This window comes from Amycolatopsis sp. NPDC089917 (assembly GCF_040684635.1).
Taxonomy (GTDB): Bacteria; Actinomycetota; Actinomycetes; order Mycobacteriales; family Pseudonocardiaceae; genus Amycolatopsis.
This window is the reverse complement of the sequence record NZ_JBFBGL010000005.1, coordinates 41,741-61,151: the sequence shown is the minus strand read 5'-3', so window position 1 is coordinate 61,151 and position 19,411 is coordinate 41,741. Positions and strand designations below refer to the sequence as shown.

General features: G+C 68.2%; 21 protein-coding genes and 3 tRNA genes. 14 read left to right on the top strand and 10 right to left on the bottom strand.

Annotation, left to right across the window (positions count from 1 at the left end; translation table 11 throughout):
• Position 1: 1 nt before the first annotated feature.
• The 6 genes from AB0N89_RS05790 to AB0N89_RS05765 form a co-directional block, all read right to left on the bottom strand.
• Complete coding sequence (locus AB0N89_RS05790; RefSeq protein ID WP_364200589.1) at positions 2-586, bottom strand: PaaI family thioesterase; 585 nt, start codon at positions 584-586, stop codon at positions 2-4.
• Positions 587-595: 9 nt separating this feature from the next.
• Complete coding sequence (locus AB0N89_RS05785) at positions 596-2,011, bottom strand: MFS transporter (protein ID WP_364200587.1); 1,416 nt, start codon at positions 2,009-2,011, stop codon at positions 596-598.
• Positions 2,012-2,225: 214 nt separating this feature from the next.
• The gene (locus AB0N89_RS05780) at positions 2,226-2,687 is read right to left on the bottom strand and encodes a hypothetical protein (RefSeq protein WP_364200585.1); all 462 of its coding nucleotides are present in this window, start codon (positions 2,685-2,687) and stop codon (positions 2,226-2,228) included.
• A gap of 4 nt (positions 2,688-2,691) precedes the next feature.
• Entirely contained in the window at positions 2,692-3,249 is a 558-nt protein-coding gene (locus tag AB0N89_RS05775; RefSeq protein ID WP_364200583.1) for a SigE family RNA polymerase sigma factor, read from the bottom strand.
• The gene (locus tag AB0N89_RS05770) at positions 3,250-3,597 is read right to left on the bottom strand and encodes a hypothetical protein (protein WP_364200581.1); all 348 of its coding nucleotides are present in this window, start codon (positions 3,595-3,597) and stop codon (positions 3,250-3,252) included. It lies immediately after the preceding gene.
• 132 nt (positions 3,598-3,729) lie between these two features.
• Positions 3,730-4,971, bottom strand: a complete 1,242-nt coding sequence (locus tag AB0N89_RS05765) for an Ig-like domain-containing protein (RefSeq protein ID WP_364200579.1) — start codon at positions 4,969-4,971, stop codon at positions 3,730-3,732.
• 421 nt (positions 4,972-5,392) lie between these two features.
• Here AB0N89_RS05765 and AB0N89_RS05760 point away from each other — a divergent pair, with 421 nt between their 5' ends.
• Positions 5,393-5,596: a cold-shock protein gene (locus tag AB0N89_RS05760; RefSeq protein WP_003097368.1), complete on the top strand. Its 204-nt coding sequence runs from the start codon at positions 5,393-5,395 to the stop codon at positions 5,594-5,596.
• A 115-nt stretch (positions 5,597-5,711) separates the two neighbouring features.
• On the opposite strand, the gene AB0N89_RS05755 is transcribed toward AB0N89_RS05760, so the two are convergent.
• Entirely contained in the window at positions 5,712-6,134 is a 423-nt protein-coding gene (locus tag AB0N89_RS05755; RefSeq protein ID WP_093936857.1) for a hypothetical protein, read from the bottom strand.
• A gap of 549 nt (positions 6,135-6,683) precedes the next feature.
• On the opposite strand from AB0N89_RS05755, the gene AB0N89_RS05750 reads away from it, so the two are divergent.
• The 11 genes from AB0N89_RS05750 (at position 6,684) to AB0N89_RS05700 (ending at position 12,842) form a co-directional block, all read left to right on the top strand.
• Positions 6,684-6,941: a hypothetical protein gene (locus AB0N89_RS05750; protein WP_020633070.1), complete on the top strand. Its 258-nt coding sequence runs from the start codon at positions 6,684-6,686 to the stop codon at positions 6,939-6,941.
• A 615-nt stretch (positions 6,942-7,556) separates the two neighbouring features.
• Positions 7,557-7,629 (top strand) — tRNA-Glu (locus tag AB0N89_RS05745).
• Positions 7,630-7,657: 28 nt separating this feature from the next.
• Positions 7,658-7,731, top strand: a tRNA-Asp gene (locus AB0N89_RS05740).
• Between the two features lie 31 nt (positions 7,732-7,762).
• Positions 7,763-7,836: transfer RNA gene (locus AB0N89_RS05735), tRNA-Phe, on the top strand.
• 146 nt (positions 7,837-7,982) lie between these two features.
• Positions 7,983-9,233 (top strand): HlyD family efflux transporter periplasmic adaptor subunit, encoded by a 1,251-nt coding sequence (locus tag AB0N89_RS05730; protein WP_364200577.1) that lies wholly within the window; start codon positions 7,983-7,985, stop codon positions 9,231-9,233.
• Positions 9,230-9,934 (top strand): ABC transporter ATP-binding protein, encoded by a 705-nt coding sequence (locus tag AB0N89_RS05725; protein WP_364200575.1) that lies wholly within the window; start codon positions 9,230-9,232, stop codon positions 9,932-9,934. Before AB0N89_RS05730 ends, AB0N89_RS05725 begins: the two co-directional genes overlap by 4 nt.
• Entirely contained in the window at positions 9,931-11,133 is a 1,203-nt protein-coding gene (locus AB0N89_RS05720) for an ABC transporter permease (protein ID WP_364200573.1), read from the top strand. The genes AB0N89_RS05725 and AB0N89_RS05720 overlap by 4 nt, the downstream gene beginning before the upstream one ends.
• Before the next feature lie 8 nt (positions 11,134-11,141).
• Positions 11,142-11,630: a hypothetical protein gene (locus tag AB0N89_RS05715; protein WP_364200571.1), complete on the top strand. Its 489-nt coding sequence runs from the start codon at positions 11,142-11,144 to the stop codon at positions 11,628-11,630.
• A 22-nt stretch (positions 11,631-11,652) separates the two neighbouring features.
• Positions 11,653-11,859 carry a hypothetical protein gene (locus AB0N89_RS05710; protein WP_364200569.1) on the top strand — a complete coding sequence of 69 codons (207 nt, stop codon included), beginning with the start codon at positions 11,653-11,655 and terminating at the stop codon, positions 11,857-11,859.
• Positions 11,856-11,981, top strand: a complete 126-nt coding sequence (locus AB0N89_RS05705) for an alpha/beta hydrolase (protein ID WP_364200567.1) — start codon at positions 11,856-11,858, stop codon at positions 11,979-11,981. Before AB0N89_RS05710 ends, AB0N89_RS05705 begins: the two co-directional genes overlap by 4 nt.
• A 39-nt stretch (positions 11,982-12,020) precedes the next feature.
• On the top strand, positions 12,021-12,842 hold the full coding sequence (locus AB0N89_RS05700) for an arylamine N-acetyltransferase (protein ID WP_364200565.1): 822 nt from the start codon (positions 12,021-12,023) through the stop codon (positions 12,840-12,842).
• A 4-nt stretch (positions 12,843-12,846) separates the two neighbouring features.
• Here AB0N89_RS05700 and AB0N89_RS05695 read toward each other — a convergent pair whose 3' ends face one another.
• Positions 12,847-13,146 carry a GNAT family N-acetyltransferase gene (locus AB0N89_RS05695; protein WP_364200563.1) on the bottom strand — a complete coding sequence of 100 codons (300 nt, stop codon included), beginning with the start codon at positions 13,144-13,146 and terminating at the stop codon, positions 12,847-12,849.
• Positions 13,143-15,920: an EAL domain-containing protein gene (locus AB0N89_RS05690; protein WP_364200561.1), complete on the bottom strand. Its 2,778-nt coding sequence runs from the start codon at positions 15,918-15,920 to the stop codon at positions 13,143-13,145. The genes AB0N89_RS05695 and AB0N89_RS05690 overlap by 4 nt, the downstream gene beginning before the upstream one ends.
• A gap of 247 nt (positions 15,921-16,167) precedes the next feature.
• Here AB0N89_RS05690 and AB0N89_RS05685 point away from each other — a divergent pair, with 247 nt between their 5' ends.
• On the top strand, positions 16,168-16,695 hold the full coding sequence (locus AB0N89_RS05685) for a serine/threonine protein kinase (protein WP_364200559.1): 528 nt from the start codon (positions 16,168-16,170) through the stop codon (positions 16,693-16,695).
• Here AB0N89_RS05685 and AB0N89_RS05680 read toward each other — a convergent pair.
• Positions 16,692-18,041, bottom strand: coding sequence for a nucleobase:cation symporter-2 family protein (locus tag AB0N89_RS05680; RefSeq protein ID WP_364200558.1), 1,350 nt, complete (start codon positions 18,039-18,041; stop codon positions 16,692-16,694). The two genes, AB0N89_RS05685 and AB0N89_RS05680, sit on opposite strands and share 4 nt — an antisense overlap.
• A gap of 134 nt (positions 18,042-18,175) precedes the next feature.
• On the opposite strand from AB0N89_RS05680, the gene AB0N89_RS05675 reads away from it, so the two are divergent.
• Entirely contained in the window at positions 18,176-19,390 is a 1,215-nt protein-coding gene (locus tag AB0N89_RS05675; protein ID WP_364200556.1) for an FAD-dependent oxidoreductase, read from the top strand.
• The last annotated feature ends 21 nt before the right edge of the window (positions 19,391-19,411 follow it).

Genomic DNA, 19,411 nt, shown 5'->3' with positions numbered 1-19,411 from the left:
GTCAGGGGTTGATGTCCCACTCGCGTTCGCGCTTGGCCTTTTCGTGCGCCGCGGCGAGCTTCTGCAGCGCCTCCGGGTCCCCATGGGTGCTGAAGTGATCGAACTCGACCCGCACGAACAAAGCCCGCGCCCGCATGGCGACAGGGCCGTCCTCGGCGTCCAGCCGGCCGTCGGCGCTCACGTAGATCTTCCGGCCGGCGACGCCGTCCAGTTTGGTGGCGATGTACAGCGTCGACCCGACCGGAACGGGCCGGAGGAAATCCGTCTCCAGCTTCCCGGTGACGGCGGGGCGACGCAGCAGGTTGCCGACGGTCGCGCCGAGCGCCTCGTCGAAGGCACAGGCCAGCAGACCGCCGTGCGCGAGGCCGGGCGCACCCTGGTGGGCGGAGGTGACGGTGAACTTGGAGTACACCGTCGTCCCTTCGCCCACCGTCGAATGCAGGTGGAGCCCGGCCTCGATCTCGTCGCCGCACCCGAAGCACTCACCGAAGTGGATGCCGAGATGGCTGCCCGGCTGAGGGGCTTTCGGGTGGACGGTCGCCGGTTCGACTTCGACCGGCGGCCACGGCTGCGAGATACGGCTCATGGAAAGACGTTAACTCGCGGGTAGCTCCGAGGCGCCGCCGGGAGTGGTCGTTTCCGGCTTCCGGCGCCGCGCGATCCGGGAGTTCACGATGCCGCGCAGCGAAACCCCGGCCGTCTCCGGCAGCAGCAGGATCGGGATGGCCGCGATCGCCGCCGAACCCATCAGGTAGTACGCGGGCCACAGGTCGTCGCCGGTCGAAGTCACCAGGCTGCCGATGACGTACGACGCCGTCCCACCGAAGAGCGCGGTGGAAACGCTGTACCCGATGGAGAAACCGCCGTAGCGCTCCTGCGTCGGGAACATCGCCGGCAGCGTCGCCGCGAGCACGGCGAGGATCAGCACCAGTGGCACCGCGATCATCACCAGGCCGAGCATGAGCTGCCCGGCGTTCTGGTCGTCCGCGGCCGCGCCCATCAGCGAGAACGCCGGGATCGGGAACACCAGGAAACTCGCGCAACTCGCGATCAGGATGGGTTTTCGCCCGATGCGGTCGGACAGCATGCCGACCGGCACGATCAAGATCAGCATCAACGCGATGGTCGCCAGGATGATCAGCAACGGCACGTGCCCGCTGAAGCCGACCACGTCCTTGAGGTAGGTCTCCAGGTACGTGATCACGATGTAGTCGGCCACGTTCAGCATCACCACGATGCCGATCAGGTGCAGGATCGACGTCCAGTGCTTCTTGAGCAGCGCCTTCAGCGGCGACTTCTCGACCTGGTCCTTCTTCTCGATCTCCTGGAACAGCGGAGTGTCCTCCAGCTTGTTCCGCAGGTAGAGACCGACGATGCCGAGCGGACCCGCGATCAGGAACGGCAGGCGCCAGCCCCACTCGCGCATGGCGTCGTCGCCGAGGACGACGGTGAAGATCGTGACGAAGCCGGCGCCCATCGCGAACCCGACGAGCGTGCCGAACTCCAGCCAGCTGCCCCAGAAACCCCGGCGCCGGGCGGGCGCGTACTCGGCGATGAACGTCGCCGCGCCGCCGTACTCACCGCCAGCCGAGAAACCTTGGATGGTCCGCAACAGGATCAGCAGGACCGCCGCGGCCGGGCCGATCGTCGCGTAGGACGGCAACAGCCCGATGATGAACGTCGAGCCGGACATCAGGATGATCGTCAGCGCGAGAACCTTCTGGCGCCCGATCTTGTCCCCCAGCGGACCGAACACGAAGCTGCCGAACGGCCGCACGATGAAGGTGATCGCCAGGACCGCGAAGGTCGCCAACGCGCCTTCGGAAGTACTGGAAGCGTTGAAGAAGACCTGCCCCAGGATGGCCGGCATGAAGCCGAAGACACCGAAGTCGTACCACTCGATGCAGTTACCCATCGCCGCTCCGGCGACGGCCTTTCTGATCTGTTCAGGCGGGGCCTCCGCGGGTTCCCCTTTTTCCTGATGTGACGCACTCAGCGCCTCTTCGGCCATGGGTTTGACCTCCCGACCCACCCGTTTACTTACCCATCGTCGAGGGTTTGTTCCCTCGACCGTAGGTGTTCAAACGTCCGGACTCAGCGCTTTGGATCGATCGCGCGAGCGCCGTTCCCCCAAAACGGTGACGAACCACCAGGTGAAACCGGTGTCGGAGAATTTCCGATTACTTTGGGTGACACCTCGGGATTCGGGCGTTCCGGGCGCGAGCTCATCGCGTCGTGGCCGCGGTCGGCGGTGTCTCGCCTGGTGTCTTCGTCGCGCTGGGCGCGCGGGGAGGCACGACCGTCGTGCGTCCGGGCGAAGGGGTTTTGGGTGTCGCGCGAGTCTGACCCGGCTTCGAGGAATTCTCGGGAGTGACCGGTGGCTCGTTCGGGGCGACCTCGGGACTCGAAGGCGTCTCGGAGGGAACAGGCGTCACCGGCGAGGGAGAAACGGTGGACAGTCCCGGTCCGGCGGGTTGCACCGGCGCGGACCCCTCGCCGCCGTGACCGCCGACGGCGATCGCGCCGAGCACGATCACCGCGGCCGTCGTCAGCGAACTCCCCGCCACGGCCAGCCGCTTGCGTCGTCGCCGGATCCGGCCACCGCGCTCGATGATGTCCGCCGCCCGGATGCCCAGCGGGGGACCGCTCGCACCGTGCGAAAGCACGCCTTTGATGTCCTCGTCCATCTCCTCACCTCCCATCGTCGTGCGCTCCGCTCAAGGCCAGTTCACTGAAATGCGGTCCGAGTCGCTTGCGCAGGGTCGCGAGACCCCGCGCACCCTGGCTCTTCACGTTCCCGGTGCTACAGCCCAGTGCCGCGGCCGTCTCGTCGACACTGAGATCTTCGAAGTAGCGCAGCACCAGGACGGCCCGCTGCTTCGGGGCGATACCGGACAGGGCATGCCTGACCAGCATCTCCTGTTCCGTGCCGCCCGTTTCGCCCGGGACCTCGGGAAGGGCGTCCGTGAGCTTCTCCCGTTTGCGCCAGACCCGCCGATGCTCGGAGAGGAACGTCCGCAGCACGATCTTGCGCGCGTAGCCGTCGAGCGCGTCGTGCCGCGAGAGCCTCGGCCAGGCCAGGTACAGCTTCAGCAGCGCGGCCTGGGTGATGTCCTCGGCCTGGTGCCAGTCCCCGCACAGGAGATACGCGGTGGCACGCAGGCTGTGCGCGCGCTCGTCGAAGTACCGGGCGAACTCGCCGTCCCACGGCGAGCCCGTCCCGGTCTTCGACGAGCGGCTCAAGGACACCTAGTTACCGGCTCCTTCGACGATGGCGGGGAGGTGCAGGTCCCCGGTCGGCCCGGCTGGGACGGCCTTGGGCACGCGGTGCTCGCCCGGCGCGGCGACCGCCGGGGTCCGCGAGACCTCACGCGGCGGCGCGGTGGTGGCACGGGTCGGCGCGGGCGCCGGCTTGTCGGTGGTGGGGGCCTTGGTGGGCGGCTGGGGCGCCGGGGTGACCGTCGACGACGGGGCGCTCTGGTCGGCCGACGCCAGCGACGTGGTCGCGAAGGCGGCGCCGCCCGCCAGCAGCAGCGCGCCGAGGGAAAGAGCGATACGAGTACGCAAGAGTGTCTCCTCGATCCGGGCGCCGCTCATTGGCCGCGGCGCCTCACGTCGTTAGACATGCGCCTGGCCCCGCGCCGGGTTGCATCGAGTTTCCCCGCTTGGGAAACACGAACGGCCGGAGACCACCATGGGTCTCCGGCCGCCCGGTCTCATGGAAGTACCTCAGCTCGCGAGAGCGGAAAGCTTGGACCACTCGGCCCAGTCGTAGGTCCAGTCGCTGTAGTCGCGCGCCCGGTTGATCTGCTGGGTGCTGCCCTCGATCTCGACGGGGTCCCCGACCAGGGCGCCGTCCATGTACGCCTTGGCATTGGCCGGCGCCAGGTTCACGCAGCCGTGCGAGATGTTCTTCTTGCCCTGCGCCCAGATCGACGGCCCGTACCCGTGGATGAACTCGCCGTTGGTGGAGAACCGCACCGCGGACGGTACGACGATGTCCTGGTAGTTGTAGCGCTCGTTGGTCATCGAGTACGTGTCGTGCTTGGACATCACGACGTGCGTGCCGCTCGGCGTGACCCGGCCCGGGTCGGCGTCGAGGCCGTAGCTGGCCGGATAGTCCGCGATCTGCTGACCATCGCGGATCACCAGGAGCCGGTGGGTCTGGGTGTTGCCCTTGACGACCTGCGAGCGGCCGATCGTGAAGCTCGCCGAGCGGTCTTCCTTGCCGTACACGCCGTCGCCGATCTTGACGCCGTAGATCTTGGCGTTGAACTTCACCGTGGTGCCGGGCTGCCAGTAGGCCTTCGGCCGCCAGTGCACCGAGGTGTCGTCGTGGACCCAGGCCCAGGAGCCCTCGGTCTTCGGCGTGGTCTCGACCGACAGCGCCTTCTCGACCGAGGCCTTGTCCGTGACCTTGCTCGGGAACGTCAGCGTGATCGGCATGGCGATGCCGTATGTCTGCCCGTCGAAGACATTGATGTTCGCGCCCACCTGCTTGCGCGGCTTGACCGTGGTGAAGGCCCCGCCGATCTGGACGGGCTTGCCGTCGGTGCCGGTGGCCTTGCCGGACCACGTGTAGCCCTTGCCATAGCCGAGCTGTTCGGTGGTGGACCAGCTCTTCTTGTCTTCGGACGGCTGGCCCGCGACCTGCTTGCCGTCCGGGTTGGTCAGCACGACCTGGTCGAGCGTGCCGTCGGCGACGCTCACCTTGATCGGCTGGCCCGGCGCGACGTCCTGCGCCCCCGCGGCGGGCTCGTAGGTCAGTTTGGCGGGCGCGGCCGCCTTGTCGCCGGTTTCGCTGCTGACCGGGCCGCCGCCTTCCGGCCCGCTGGCCGACACGGTCGGCTCGCTGCTGCACGCCCCCAGCGTCAGAACGGCCACCAGCCCCAGTGCCGCGATCGCCGCCCGGCGGCGTGCGGATTCCGTGAACCTCAAAGCTTCCCCTTTGCTCCCCTGTACACCGACCATGACGTCCGGACCACCCCGTAAGTTGATCCACCCGCGAGTGATGCGAGTCACAATCGGGTGGATCATAGTTCACGATCGGGGCATGACCGACTTCGGTCCGTGTCCGACGAAGACCTGAGGTCGGCGTGCGGCGACAGGGTAGCGAGAGGGTCCGACAGAAGACGGATCGGTATACGACGTTCCGGTGACCTTGGTACTTGGGGGTGCCCAGAGTCCGATCACGGGCTTCAAATATGGCCAGATCCCGGTACTCTGCCATCAGGCCGTCGTTTTGCGTGTTCGTGGCTTCACACTCGCGGAACTTCTGACGCGAGCCATGAGCCGGTGACGCGCTCTTCGCTCGACTCGTTGGAACCGCCCGGGACGGTCTGGGTGTCGCTTCGGCGGCACTCGAAGCGGATGTGCAACGAGGAGTAAAGCGGTGGCGCAAGGCACTGTGAAGTGGTTCAACGCGGAGAAGGGCTTCGGCTTCATCGCGCAGGATGGCGGCGAGGGCGACGTCTTCGTTCACTACTCGGAGATCGAGGGCCGCGGTTTCCGCACCCTCGAGGAGAACCAGCGAGTGGAGTTCGAGGTCGGTCAGGGCCAGAAGGGCCCGCAGGCCCAGAAGGTCCGCGCGATCTGAGTCCGCCCTTCAGGCGTTGCTCAGACTGATCAGAAAAGCCCCCGGCGTTCTCGCCGGGGGCTTTTCTCTGTCTTGAAGACTTCTTCGCTTGTGCTGTTCCGTTCCGGGGCGACGGTCAGCGGGGGACGGGCTGCTGCTCCCACGCGTCGGCGTCGAAGTGGAATTCGTCGGTGTGGGCTTCTTCGTGGCGGCGCTGCTGGGCCGAGTTGGCCTGCGATTCCCACGAGAGGCGCTCGAGGATCCATTCCTGCGCCAGCGCTTGCGGCGACAGGTTGCGCTCGGCGGCGGCGTCCTTGAGTTGTTCGCAGGCGATGAGGTTCATCCGCAGCTGGAACACCTGCGCTTCGCCGAAGCGCTTGCCGGTGCCGGTGCTCTCCGGGTCGTTGTCCGGGGCGAGGGCGCGAAGGTAGCTGGTGAGCTCCGTGTCTTCGACGACCGCCTCGGCCTCCTTGGTGGGGGAGTTGCGGTGACGACCCGGGTTGACCGGCTTCATGTTCGTGCGGCTGCCGCTACGACGGCTCAGGGAAGGAAGGGGCACCGGGCCACGATAACGGTTCGGTCTCGGCAAACCAACCACAGTGAGCCACGACACACCCACTTTTCTGTCCCATTCGGCCCAACCCCGACAGGAAAACCTTTTCCCGTGATCACAAACCGCAACCAATGACCCGAATGAGAACCATTCGCGGAGTGAAAACGAGGTGTTCGGATCTGGACCGAGCATGGGCCGCCAACCGCCACCAAACGGACCCTGGGGGTTTGGGGGGTGGCCCCCCAAATAACGGAGCGACCCCCGCGCCAGGGGGAGGAACGCGGGGGTCGGAGGGGATCTCCACAGGCGCTGACCGGGGGTGTGTCAGCAAATCGATTGTTGCACGGTTTGCTGAGAAGGGCGAGTGGGCGCGGGCAGAATTCCGGTCGGGCGGCCACCTGTGGTTCGCCTGTGGTTCATGTGGTGACGGTGTGCGCGTGATTGCTCTGCGTTGTGCGGAGCGTGTCGACAGGTTCACTCTCCGGGGGGCTGTGTGTCGCGGCCGGCTCTGGCTAGCCTCGCGGCCAAGCTGTTCGTTGGCCGTCTGGAGGAACCATGGGTGGGTCTGTGGAAGTTCGACAGTTCCTCCTTCGGTACGAAGGTGCCGATGGGGGAAGCTCGACGACGTTGGCCGGTGGTCTGCCGGCGCAGCGCACGGGTCAGGGGGATGCCCAACGGGTGTCCGACGACCAGGTGCGGCGTGCCAGGTTGGCGGTGGCCAATGGCGCGCTGGGCGTCGATGACTGTGTTCAGTTGCTGGACATGCTGGGTTTGACGTTGGACGAGGACGGGCAGGCGCCCGTCCAGCGCTGAGGTCGTTTCGCGAAGCCCGGTCGTGCGGTGTCCGCCGCTCGGCCGGGCTTTCGTTCGTTCACGACCTCGCCGAGGCGGGCCTCCGAGGGTGTTCGGTAGTGCCGCGCGACCCGTTGCCGAAGCCGTTCGGGATCTCCCGTCGTGACTTTTCGAGTTCGCTCCGCCGCCCGAGACGAAGGCTCTCGGCGCGGCCTTCGAGGCGCGTGCCTACTCGCGGTCATCGGCGCGATGGGCTCGCGTCAGTCTTTCGGGGGCCGACTACCCCGGCTGTCCGGCCGATCCGCTCTTACGCCTCGTCGGCGCTGCGGACGCCGGTGGTCTCGCATTGTTCGCCGGATGGCAACTTGCCGAACGCCCGGCGGACCGGGTGTGTGGCCGCACTCCTCGCCGTCACTCTTCCGGACGACGAGCGGGAAGAGCTCCGGCGGCGTCTCGGCGCCCTGCGGGACGCGTCGGCCCTGATATCCTGACCGCACCGCGTTCTCGCAGGTCCCAGCCCTGCGATCACTTAGGGGACCCCCTGTGTGGGAGCGAAAACAGGGGTGTCCTATAGTTATGTTCGCTCCCGGGGACACCGGAGAGCGCGGGTCGGTCGGTTCGCCGAAACCGAACCGGGCTCCCATCGTCCAGCGGCCTAGGACTCCGCCCTTTCAAGGCGGCAACGCGGGTTCGAATCCCGTTGGGAGTACGCAGTACAGTAGTAAAGCAGTATGCAAGGCCCTGTGGCGCAGTTGGTTAGCGCGTCGCCCTGTCACGGCGAAGGTCGCGGGTTCGAGTCCCGTCAGGGTCGCAAGATCGTTCGGCTCCTCGCCGGCGTTCCCGGCCAGGTAGCTCAGTTGGTACGAGCGTCCGCCTGAAAAGCGGAAGGTCGCCGGTTCGACCCCGGCCCTGGCCACCGCTCTTGAACCGCCTCGATGCACATCGGGGCGGTTTTTTCATGCCGCGGCCGAGGCCGGAGGGTGCGATCCCCAGGGAGCGATACACAGGCGGCTCACAGGCAATCAACAGGTCATTGCCAAGCAACGGCAGCAGTGTCACCGCATGACGCGAGCTCGCCCCTCCAAGGCCTGGGTGCTCAACGGTGTCCTGATCGTGCTGCTGGCCGGAGCAGGTTTCGGGATATATCAGGCATTCAGTCCCGGACAGAACACAGCGCAGGCCCAGACCCGCAGTACGCCGGTCCGCCGGGCCACGGTCACCGAGACCGTTTCCGCCGCCGGGACGCTCGCCAGCGGGTACACCGGCACCGCGAACTTCGCCACCGCCGGCAAGGTCGCGTCGATCGACGTGAAGGTCGGCGACGTCGTGTCGGTGGGCCAGAGGCTCGCGACCATCGACAAGGCGCAGGCCGCGAAGGCGCTTCAGGTCGCGAAGGCGAATCTCGTGGTCGCGCGGGACAACCTCGACACCGCCGAGACGGCGGAGGCCACCCCCGCGACCGGCCAGAACACGACCCAGAACGCGCAGAACAGCGTCGCCTCGGCGCAGGCCAAGGTGGACCAGGCCGAGCTCGACGTCCAGAACGCGCAGACCGCGCTCGACAACACCACGCTCGAAGCGCCCGGCGCGGGGACGGTCACCGCGATCAACGGCACCGTCGGACAGCAGTCGTCGAGCGGGTCTTCCGCGAGCTCCCAGCAATCGACGTCGAGCGGGAACCAGGGAAACTCGAACGCTTCGACGTCGTCTTCGTCCAGTGGCGGCAGCGGGTTCATCACCATCACGAACATGACCGACCTGGTCGTCGACACCTCGATCGCCGAGATCGACGTCAGCAAGGTCAAGGCGGGCCAGAAGGCGACGGTGACGCTGAACTCGTCGCCCGACAAGCCGGTCCAGGCGACCGTCTCCAGCGTCGACCTGACGCCGACGACCAGCGGCAACGTCGTCTCCTACAAGACGAAGCTGGCGCTGACCGCTCCGCCGGAAGGTCTGCGCCCCGGCCAGTCCGCGAGTGTCGTGGTCACCGTCGCCGAGGCGCAGAACGCCCTGAGCGTCCCGGCCGCCGCCGTGCGGACCACGGGCAGCACGAACGTCGTCACCGTGCAGGAGAACGGCCAGGAATCCCAGCGTCAGGTGCAGGTCGGGATCCGCGGCGAGTCGACGGTGCAGATCACTTCGGGGCTCACCGAAGGGGAGAACGTCGTGCTGACCGCGACGGTCGCCACCGGCACCGGGGGCACTGGACGGACGGGCGGCACGGGAGGGCTTCCCGGTGGTGGGACGGGCGGCTTCCCCGGCGGCGGCCAGCGCGGCACCGGTACCGGAGGCGGATTCGGCGGTCGGGGATGAACCCGGTGATCGCGGTCTCCGGGCTGCGCAAGACCTACGGCGAAGGGGAGACCGCCGTGCACGCGTTGCGCGGCGTCGACCTCGCCGTCCTGCCCGGTGAGTACGTCGCGATCATGGGCGCGTCCGGTTCGGGCAAGTCGACGCTGCTGAACATGCTGGGCTGCCTGGACGTGCCGACCTCCGGCAAGTACCTGCTCGACGGTTTCGGTGTCGGGGACCTCAACGAGCGTCAGCTGGCGTTGCTGCGCAATCGCAAGATCGGCTTCGTCTTCCAGTCCTTCAACCTGGTCCCCCGCACCTCCGCCGTGTCCAATGTGGAGCTACCGCTTGTCTACAGTGGACTCCGAAGGTCGGTGCGGCGCGAACGCGCGCTCGCCGCGCTGGAGATGGTCGGCCTGTCCGACCGCGCCAGGCATCTGCCGAGCGAGCTGTCCGGCGGGCAGATCCAGCGGGTGGCCGTGGCGCGGGCGCTCGTCACCGGACCGGCGATGCTGCTGGCCGACGAACCCACGGGCAACCTCGACAGCCGCAGCACCGCGGACGTCCTCGGCGTCTTCGACCGGCTGAACCGCCTCGGCCGCACCATCGTCGTGATCACGCACGAGGACGAGGTCGCCGCGCACGCCCGCCGGGTGGTCCGCGTCGAAGACGGGCTGATCGTCTCCGACGAGCCGACCCGCGCCGTGGGGGTGGCGTCGTGAACTTCCTGGAGATCCTGCGGTTCGCGATCCGCGGTCTCACCGCGAACAAGCTGCGCTCGGCGCTCACGACGCTGGGCATCACCATCGGCGTCGCGGCGGTCATCCTGCTCGTGGCGGTGGGGAACGGCGCTTCCGCCGCCATCGCGGCGAGCATCCAGGGACTCGGCACCAACGTCGTCAACGTCTCCCCGGTACGCGGCGGCGGCCAGAGCGCGACGGCGAGACCGCTGACGGTGCAGGACGCGCACGCGCTCGTCGACCCGAACGGCGCGCCGGACGTCAAGGCGGCGTCGCCGGTGGTCACGACGACGGCCACCGCGACCCGCGGCCAGACGTCGTACGACATCCCGAGTGTGGTGGGCACCGAACCCGCGTACTTCACCACGACCAACAAGGAGATCGCCGACGGCGCGGCGTTCACCGCCGAGGACGTCACGGCCGCGCGGAAGGTCGTCGTGCTCGGCGCGACGACGGCCCAGTCGATCTTCGGCACGGCCGAACCGGTCGGCGGGAACGTGCTGCTCAACGGCATCCAGTTCACCGTCGCCGGGGTGCTGAAGGCCCAGGGGAGCACCGGGCCGCAGAACGCCGACGACGTCGCGATCGCGCCGATCTCGGCGGTGCAGAACTCCTTGGCGGGCTACGGAAGCCTGAGCCAGATCGCCGTGCAGGCGGCGGGCGCGGACTCGGTTTCCCTCGCCCAGGCCGAAATCACCGCGATCCTGAACGCGAGGCACGGGATCCGCGCCGGCGGCACCGCCGACTACCAGATCCAGAACTCCGAACAACTGCTCGCGACCCGCACTTCGGCCACCGAGACGTTCACCGTGCTGCTCGCCGCCGTCGCGGCGATCTCGTTGCTGGTCGGCGGGATCGGCGTCACGAACATCATGCTGGTGACGGTGACCGAACGGATCCGCGAGATCGGCATCCGCAAGGCCGTCGGGGCGCCGCGTTCGGCCATCCTCGGTCAGTTCCTCGCCGAAGCGACCATGCTCAGCCTGTTCGGCGGGCTGCTCGGCGTCGCGATCGGGCTGATCGGCAGCCGGTTCACGATCTCCGGGATCCAGCCGGTCGTGGTGCCGTCCTCGATCTTCCTCGCCTTCGCGGTCTCCGCCCTGATCGGGCTGTTCTTCGGGGTCTTCCCAGCGAACCGGGCCGCGAAACTGCGGCCGATCGACGCCCTGCGTCACGAATAGGAGTTTCGATGCCGTCTACTGAACCGACCGCGGAGGAGATCGTCGCCGGTCCGGCGGTGACCGGTGATCTCCACGGCGAGATGCGCCGCGCCGCCCGGCCGTTCTCGCGGACGACGCAGGTGCTGGCCGGGCTGGTCGCGCTGGCGGCGGTGTTCGCGCTCGGCGCCTGGACGCACGCGGCGTTCGGCTCGGCCTCGACCCCGACTCCCGCCAGGCAGGCCGCGGCGCCGAACGGTCAAGGACAAGGACAGGCGCGAGGCGCGAACGGGCGTGGCACCACGGGAACGATCGACCGCGTCGGCGGGACGAAGGTCTACGTCAAGAACGCGCAGGGCGGCGAGATCACGGTGTCCACAACGGACGCCACGACCATCGGAGTGACGCAGGCAGGCAAGCTCGCCGACCTGAAACCGGGCTCGACGGTCGTCGTCCAAGGGCAGGCGGGTGACGACGGGACGGTGGCCGCGCGGTCCATCACCCAGGAGGCCGGAAGGTAGGGCAGACCCCAATATCGGCTCGGTGGCGGACCGGATGGTCCGCCACCCGCCGCTCTCACTGATGCCGGCGCTGGTCTGCGGTGACACCCCCGCGTCGCGGAGCCGCGAGCACTACTGGCGCACCGTCCAAAAAGCCCGTGCGACGCAGCCGACCTTCGGTCCGTTGCACGGCAACGCCCTGCCCGCGCTGATCGTCCAGGCGACGAAGGACACGGATCGAAACTGGTGAGCGTCCCGGTCCGGTCGCACGGGATCTTCGGCGCGTACCCGAACAAGTGCGTGGAAGCCGCGGTGAACCGCTACCTCCTGGACGGCACCCTGCCCGCCGAGGACACCTTCTGCGCTTCTTGATCTTGACCTCGATCTAGGTGGAGGTGTCAGGCTGGAGCCATGACACTCGCACCTGAGCAGGTCGACGAATGGACCGTCGGCACCCTCGATCTCGACGCGTACCTCGGCCGGATCGGCCAGGACCGCGCCCAGCCCTCCGCCGCCGCGCTGCGTGAGCTGGCGAAGGCGCACGTCCTGGCCGTTCCGTTCGAGAACGTCGACGTGGTTTTGGAACAGCACAAGGGAATCGCGCTCGAAGACGTGATCGGCAAGCTCGTCCGCCGTCACCGCGGCGGCTACTGCTACGAGCACGGAAGCCTGTTCGCCGCGGCCGCCGAGCAGCTCGGCTACCCCGTGCGCCGCCTGGTCGCGCGGGTGCAGCCACAGAAGAACGGCCCGTACACGCATATGACGCTGGCGGTCGAGGCCGACGGTGTCCAGCACCTGGTCGACGTCGGTTTCGGCGCCGGGATGCTGGTGCCGATGCCGCTGGTCGACGGCGCCGTGGTGGACCAGGCCGGCTGGCCGCACCGGCTCGTCGCCGACGGCGACTGGTGGCGTCTGCAGAAGCAGGAAGGCGACGACTGGACCGACCTGCACGCCTTCACGCTCACGCCGATGCACCGGATCGACTACGAGGTCTACCACCACTACACGTCGACGCATCCTCGGTCGCCGTTCACCGGGCAGCTGGTGGTCATGCGGCTGGAGGAAGGACTCAGCCGCAAGCTGGTCGGCACCGAGCTCAGCGTCGAGCGCCCGGACGGGACCAAGGAGACCACGCCGGTCCCGGCCGAACGGCTCGACGCGACGCTGCGCGAGCTGGACGTCGTCCTCACCGAAGACGAACTCGCGAAGCTGCTGAAGATCTACCCGGGCTGAGCGCTCAGAGGTCGAACTCGGCGCGCTTGTCCTCGGGGACGAGGTCCTCGTACTCGCGGTGCTTCGCGATGTACGAGCGCACGTACGGGCAGTAGGGCAGGACGGACTTGCCCCGCGAACGGACGTCGTCGAGCGCGGCGGTCACGAGTTTGCCCGCCAGGCCCTGGCCCGCGAAGTCGTCGGAGATCTCGGTGTGCAGGAACAGGATCGCGTCCGGGCGGGTGCGGGTGTCCAGGAACCCGGCGGCCTTCCCGTCCACGACGATGTCGTAGCGGTCTTCTCCGGCTTTGATCTCGACACTCATTCAACGGCTCCGAAAAGTTCGTCCGGGGGCGCGGGGCGGCCCAAGTGGAAGCCCTGCGCCTGATCACAGCGCAGCTCGCGCAGGACCGCGAGCTGCTCTTCGTCCTCGACGCCCTCGGCGACGACGATCAGGTCGACGGCGTGTGCCATCGCGATGATGCTCTTGACGATCGCGGCCGCGTCGCGCGATTCCGCGATGCCGGTGACGAAGGTGCGGTCGATCTTGAGCGTGTCCAGCGGGAGCCGTTGCAGCTGCGCGAGCGACGAATAGCCGGTGCCGAAGTCGTCGATCGCCAGCGAGACGCCGAGATCGCGCAACGACGTCAGGACCTCGGCGGCCGCGGCCTGGTCCCGCATCAGCGCGCTCTCGGTGACCTCCAGGGTCAGCGCGTGCGGCGGGAGCCCGGTCGTCTTCAGCGCGTCCTGCACTCCCGCCACCAGCTGCGGGTCGTCCAGCTGCCGGGCCGACAGGTTGACCTTGAGGTTCAGGTCGATGCCGAGGTGTTCGCGCCGCCGGGCGATCTCGCGTGTGGTTGTGCGGAGGACGTACATGCCGATCAGGTTGATCAGGTCGCTTTCCTCGGCCAGCGGGATGAACTCGGCGGGCGAGATCGTGCCGTGCGCCGGATGTTTCCAGCGCAGCAACGCCTCCACGGCGACCATCTCGCCGGATTCGATGTCCACGACGGGCTGGTACGCGGTCCAGAGTTCCTCGTTCTGCAAGGCGTCGCGCAGGTCCTGTTCCATGCGGAGCCGCCGCTGCATCCGTTCGCGCAGCTCGACGTCGAAGAACTCGTAGCGCGCCCGGCCGAGCGTTTTCGCCTGGTACATCGCGACATCCGCGTCCCGCAGCAGGTCTTCGGCGGTCCGGGTGTCGTCGTTGGCCGCGGTGACGATCCCGATGCTGGCGTCTATGTGCAGCTGCCTGCCGTTGACCGTGATCGGTTCGGTCAGCGCCTCGCGCAGATGCTCGGCCAGCGCCTTGATCTCGTCCGGTTCGGTGATCTCCGCGGTGACGACGACGAATTCGTCGCCGCCGAGCCTGCCGACGAGATCGCTCTCGCCGATGCCCCGGCGCAGCCGTTCGCCCGCGATGCGGAGCACCTTGTCGCCGACGGAATGCCCTAGGGAATCGTTGATCACCTTGAACTTGTCGAGGTCGATGAACAGCAGCGTGGTCAGCTCGGCGCGGCCGGCGCCGGACAGCGCCTCGGCGAGGCTGTCGAGGACCAGCGTCCGGTTCGCGAGTTCGGTGAGCGGGTCGTGCGTCGCCTCGTGGGCCAGCCGCTCGCCGATGGCGCGGCGTTCGGTGATGTCGGTGAACGAGGTGACCACCGCCATCGCCGACGGGTCTTCCGGGGTCAGCAGCCGTGAGGTCAGCGAGATCCAGACGTCGTCGCCGTCGGGCCTCCGCAGCCGCAGCACGAGCCCGGTCTGCGTGACCCGGGTTCGCCTGGTCACCACCGACGGGATCCGGGCAGGCGGGATGCGGCCCTGCTCGTCGTACAGCTCCAGCGTCACGCACGGGACGCCGATGAGGTCGTCGTGCTCGATGCCGATGATCCGGCACGCCGCCGGGTTCGCCGATTCGATGAGGCCGCCGGGGCCGACCACGACCACGCCTTCGTCGAGCGACGCGACCACCGTGCTGTAGTGCTGCTCGGCGCGCCGCCGGGCGGTTTCGTCGGCGCAGACCAGGACGAAGCCGTCGTTCATCTCCGCGGCCGAGATGCGGATGGCCAGTGTCGAGCCGTTGCGGTGGCGGTGGGTCGTCCGCAGGACACCGCCCCGGCGCAGCACGGTCTCGGGGTCGAGCGCGGCGCCGACGAGGTCGCTGACCGTGCCGCCGATCGCCTCGCCCGCCGTCCATCCGTAGACGTTCTCCGCGGCGGGGTTCCAGCTGGTCACCATGCCCGCGCGGTCGGTCGCGATGATCGCGTCGCTGACGTGGCTGATCAGCGCGGCCTGGTAGCGCAGGGTCGCTTCGGCGGCCTTCTGCGCGCTGATGTCGCGCATGATGACCTGGAACGCGGGCCTGCCCTCCCAGGTCGTGCGCACCGAGATGCTCTGGACCAGGTATTTCGTGCCGTCGAGGCGGAGCATCACGGTGTCGGCGGGATCGGTCGACGCGCCCTGGCGGTGCAGCGACGCGATCCTGTCCAGCAGGGCCGGAAGCGATTCGTCGGCGACGAAGTCCATGATCGGCCGCCCGATCAGCTCGGCGGTCGAGGACGCGCCGAGCGCGGCGACGGCGGCCCGGTTCACGTACGTGACGACGCCAGCTTCGTGGACACAGACCGCGTCGGGACTCAGCTCGACCAAAAGCCGGTAACGGTCAGTGAGATCTTCGAGCGCTTGCCGGTTCTCGCGGACGTCGGTCACGTCCGTGGCGATCCCGAGCAGTCCGGACGAGCCGTTGTCGTCGCCGATGGTGCGGGCGCGCAGGCGGACCCAGCGGATCTCGCCCGCCGGGTCTCGGAACGACTGCTCGAGTTCGAACTCGCGCCACGGCGGGGAGGTGCGGGTGCCGGAGGTCAGCGGGGCGACCAGGTCGGCGAGCCGGGACTCGACGTCGGTCTCGGTGAGGGTGGCGCCACCCAGCAGGTTCTCCAGCCCGGGCAGCCAGGAGAGCCGTTCGCTCTCGAAGTCGTACGACCAGATGGCGGCGTCGTCGCCTGTGAGGCCGAAATCGCCGACCGGCTCGTTTCCGAGCGGAGTACCTGTCGGACGACCGGAATTTCCGGCTCCCGGCACGGCGAGGGCGTCAGCCTCCATGATCCGTCCGAACCCCCTCTACCGGTACTGGCACCGTCGATTACACCACCCGCGAAGGGCGCTGTATACGCGAACCGAAGGTGGGCCGCCGTAGATATGCACGAAAGCATATGAATACACGCTGTGTGACCGAGATACGCTAACGTCTTCCATCGGGTGAATAATTTTTGGTTAACTTCACCCATTCGGCGGTGAGTTGCGGTAAAACTACGGTCCGCTCGTTCCCGGGTGCGAAAGGTCTCAGCTGGTGGATGACGACGACGTTTCGGTCGCCGACCTGCTCATTCGCGAGGGCTGGGACGACCACGAGGAGTCACGGGCAAAGTCACGCTGGAGAGTTATCGCGGTGGTGATCGCCGTGGTCGTCGCCTGCGGCGCGGCCGGTGTCCTCGTCGGGTTCGATTCGGATCCCGAGCAGAACGCGCAGCCGAACAACATGAGCGTCATCGAGATGCCGAAGCGGCCTTCGGAGAACAGGGGAGCTGACGCGACGTCGGCCGCCCCGTCCACCGAGACGGTCGAAACCGGCGAAGGCGAGCCTTCTTCGCGGCCCAGCAAGACGACGTCGTCGAGCCGTCGCACGTCGAGTTCGGCCGCGTCGACTTCCGACACCCCGGACGAATCGACGACGACGCCCACTTCGCACGAGCCCGCCGACCCGCCGAAGCCGACGGGATCGACCGGGCCTCCGCACCCGCCCGGCCACACCCCGCCGCCGCCCACCACGACGCCGACCGAAGAGTGCAACCTGTGGCCGAAGTGGCTCTGGTGTTAAGGCGCCTGCAGTAAGTCCGGCTCCCGGCGTTTGCCGAGGTGGTTGAACAGCAGGTTGAGGGTGAAGGCGACGATCGCGGCGACCGTGATCGGGCTGCCGCAGATCGTCTGCAACCACGCCGGGAAATGCTGGAAGAAGATCGAGTTCCCGAACTGGTTCGTCGAGAACGCGGGCAGCAGGCCGACCCCGAACGACACCGCGACGATGAACGTGTTGTGGTTGCCGGAGAACTCCACCCTCTTCAGGTTCTGCACGCCGACCGCGGCGACCATCGCGAACATGACCACCGCGACGGCGCCGATCACCGGCTCCGGCACGGCCGCGACGAAGGCGCCGACCTTCGGCACCAGGCCCATCAGCACGAGCAGACCGCCCGCCATCGCGACGACCCAGCGGCTGCGCACCCCGGTCATCTGCACGAGGCCGACGTTCTGCGCGAAAGCCGTGTCCGGGAACGAGTTCATCGCGCCGCCGAGGATGGCCGAGAGGCCGTCGGTGGCGAGACCGCGCGCGAGGTCCGAGTCGGTCGCCGGCCGTCCGGTGATCTCGCCGACCGCGACCAGGTCCGCGGTGGATTCGGTATAGGTCACCAGCATCACGACGCACATCGAGAGCACGGCCGCGATCGGGAAGGTCGGCGGGCCGAAATGGAACGGCGACGCGAGGCCGAACCAGGCGGCGTCGGCGATGCCGTCGAACTTCACCAGGCCCATCGGGACGGCGGCGGCCAGGCCGATCAGCAGCGCCAGCAGCGGCCCGATCTGGTTCGCGAACCCGCGCAGCACCCGCGTGAACAGGATGATCACCGCGATCACGCCGAACGCGAGAGCGATGTCGGCGGGCTTCGCGTAGTCCGGCGAAGTGGTGTCGTGCCCGGCGATCAGGCCGACGCCCGGGCCGATGAGCGAGATGCCGATGACGACCAGCAGCGTGCCCGAGACCAGCGGCGGGAAGAACCGGATCATCTTCGCGAACGGTTTGGCAATGAGCAGGCCGAACACGCCCGACGCGATCATCGCGCCGTACACGGCCTGCATGCCGTACTGGGACGCGATCATGATCATCGGGTTGACCACGGTGAACGTCGCGCCCGCCACCACCGGCAGCCGGATGCCGAAGATCTTCCCGATCCCGATCGCCTGGATCAGGGTCGCGATCCCGGCGACCAGCAGATCCGCGTTGACCAGCAACGCGATCGTCGCCGCGTCGAGTTTCAGCGCGCTGCCCACGACGAGCGGGACGGCCACCGAGCCCGCGTACATGATCGTCATGTGCTGCAGGCCGAGCAAGGTCAGCTTCGGCAGTGGCGGGCGGGCATCGACCGGGTGGACCTCGGGCCGGCTCATGCGACCCTCCTCACGTGCGGGAACGCCAGTGGACTCGTCGGGCATGACCGTAGCGCTTCCGCCGCGTGAGGATCACGTGTCGAAACGGCCGGAGCTGTGTTGAATGGACACCGGGTACAACGGAAGGAGCGCCGATGGAGACCGTCCTCGTCGTAGGGGCCGGGCAGAGCGGGTTCGGAGTGGCGACCTCGCTGCGGGACAAGGGGTTCGACGGGCGGGTGGTGCTCATCGGCGACGAACCCGGGCTGCCCTATCAACGGCCTCCGTTGTCGAAGGGCTATCTCGCCGGGACCGCGGGTGACGCTCAGTTGCGCTTGCGGCCCGAGGACTTCTTCGCGGAGAAGAACATCGAGCTGATCCCGGGTCGCGTCGCGTCGGTGAATCGCGACAGCGCGAAGGTGGTGCTTGAGGACGGAAGCGCCCACGAGTACGACCATCTCGTGCTGGCGACGGGATCGGTGAACCGGGTGCTGCCGGTGCCCGGCTCCACTTTGGACGGTGTGTTCACCTTGCGCACCAAGGACGAAGCCGATGTCCTGCGTGCCGCACTGGAAAGCGCGGAGAACGTGGTCGTGGTCGGCGGCGGGTTCATCGGGCTTGAGTTCGCCGCGCACGCCGGACGGCCTGTGACGATCGTCGAGGCACAGGACAGGCTGATGGCCCGCGTCGCGACTCCGGAGGTCTCGGCGTACTTCGCCGCTCTGCACGAGGGGGCGGGTCACACGCTCCTGTTCGGTCAGGGCGTCGCCGCGTTGCGTGGAGAGGGTCGGGTGGCCGAGGTCGAACTGAGCGACGGCAGCGTGCTGCCCGCCGACCTGGTGCTGGTCGGGGTCGGGGTGCAGCCGCGGACGCGGCTCGCCGAAGAGGCCGGGCTCGCCGTCGCGAACGGCGTCGTCGTCGACGAACACCTGCGCACGAGCGACCCGAAGATCTCGGCGGTCGGGGACTGCGCGAACTTCCCGTGCGTCCAGGCGGGGACGGCGACGCGGCTGGAGTCGGTGCAGAACGCCGTCGACCAGGCACGGGCGGCGGCCGCCGTCATCACCGGCCAGGCCGCGCCCTACGACAGCCTGCCGTGGTTCTGGACCGACCAGCTCGGCGCGAAACTGCAGATCGCCGGGATCCTGACCGGGGCGGAGAAGACCGTCGTGACCGGGGACCGGGAGGGCGGGAAGTTCTCGGTGCTGTCGTTCCGGGACGGCGTGCTGGCCGGGGTCGAGTCGGTGAACCGGCCGCCGGACCACATCGCCGCGCGGCGGCTGTTCGCCGCGGATCCGGCGCCGCGGTTCGAAACGCTGGAAGCCAACGGCTTCGATCTCAAGGCGACCTTTGCGTCAACCCGTGATTGACGATTGAGGATCGTCAACCTA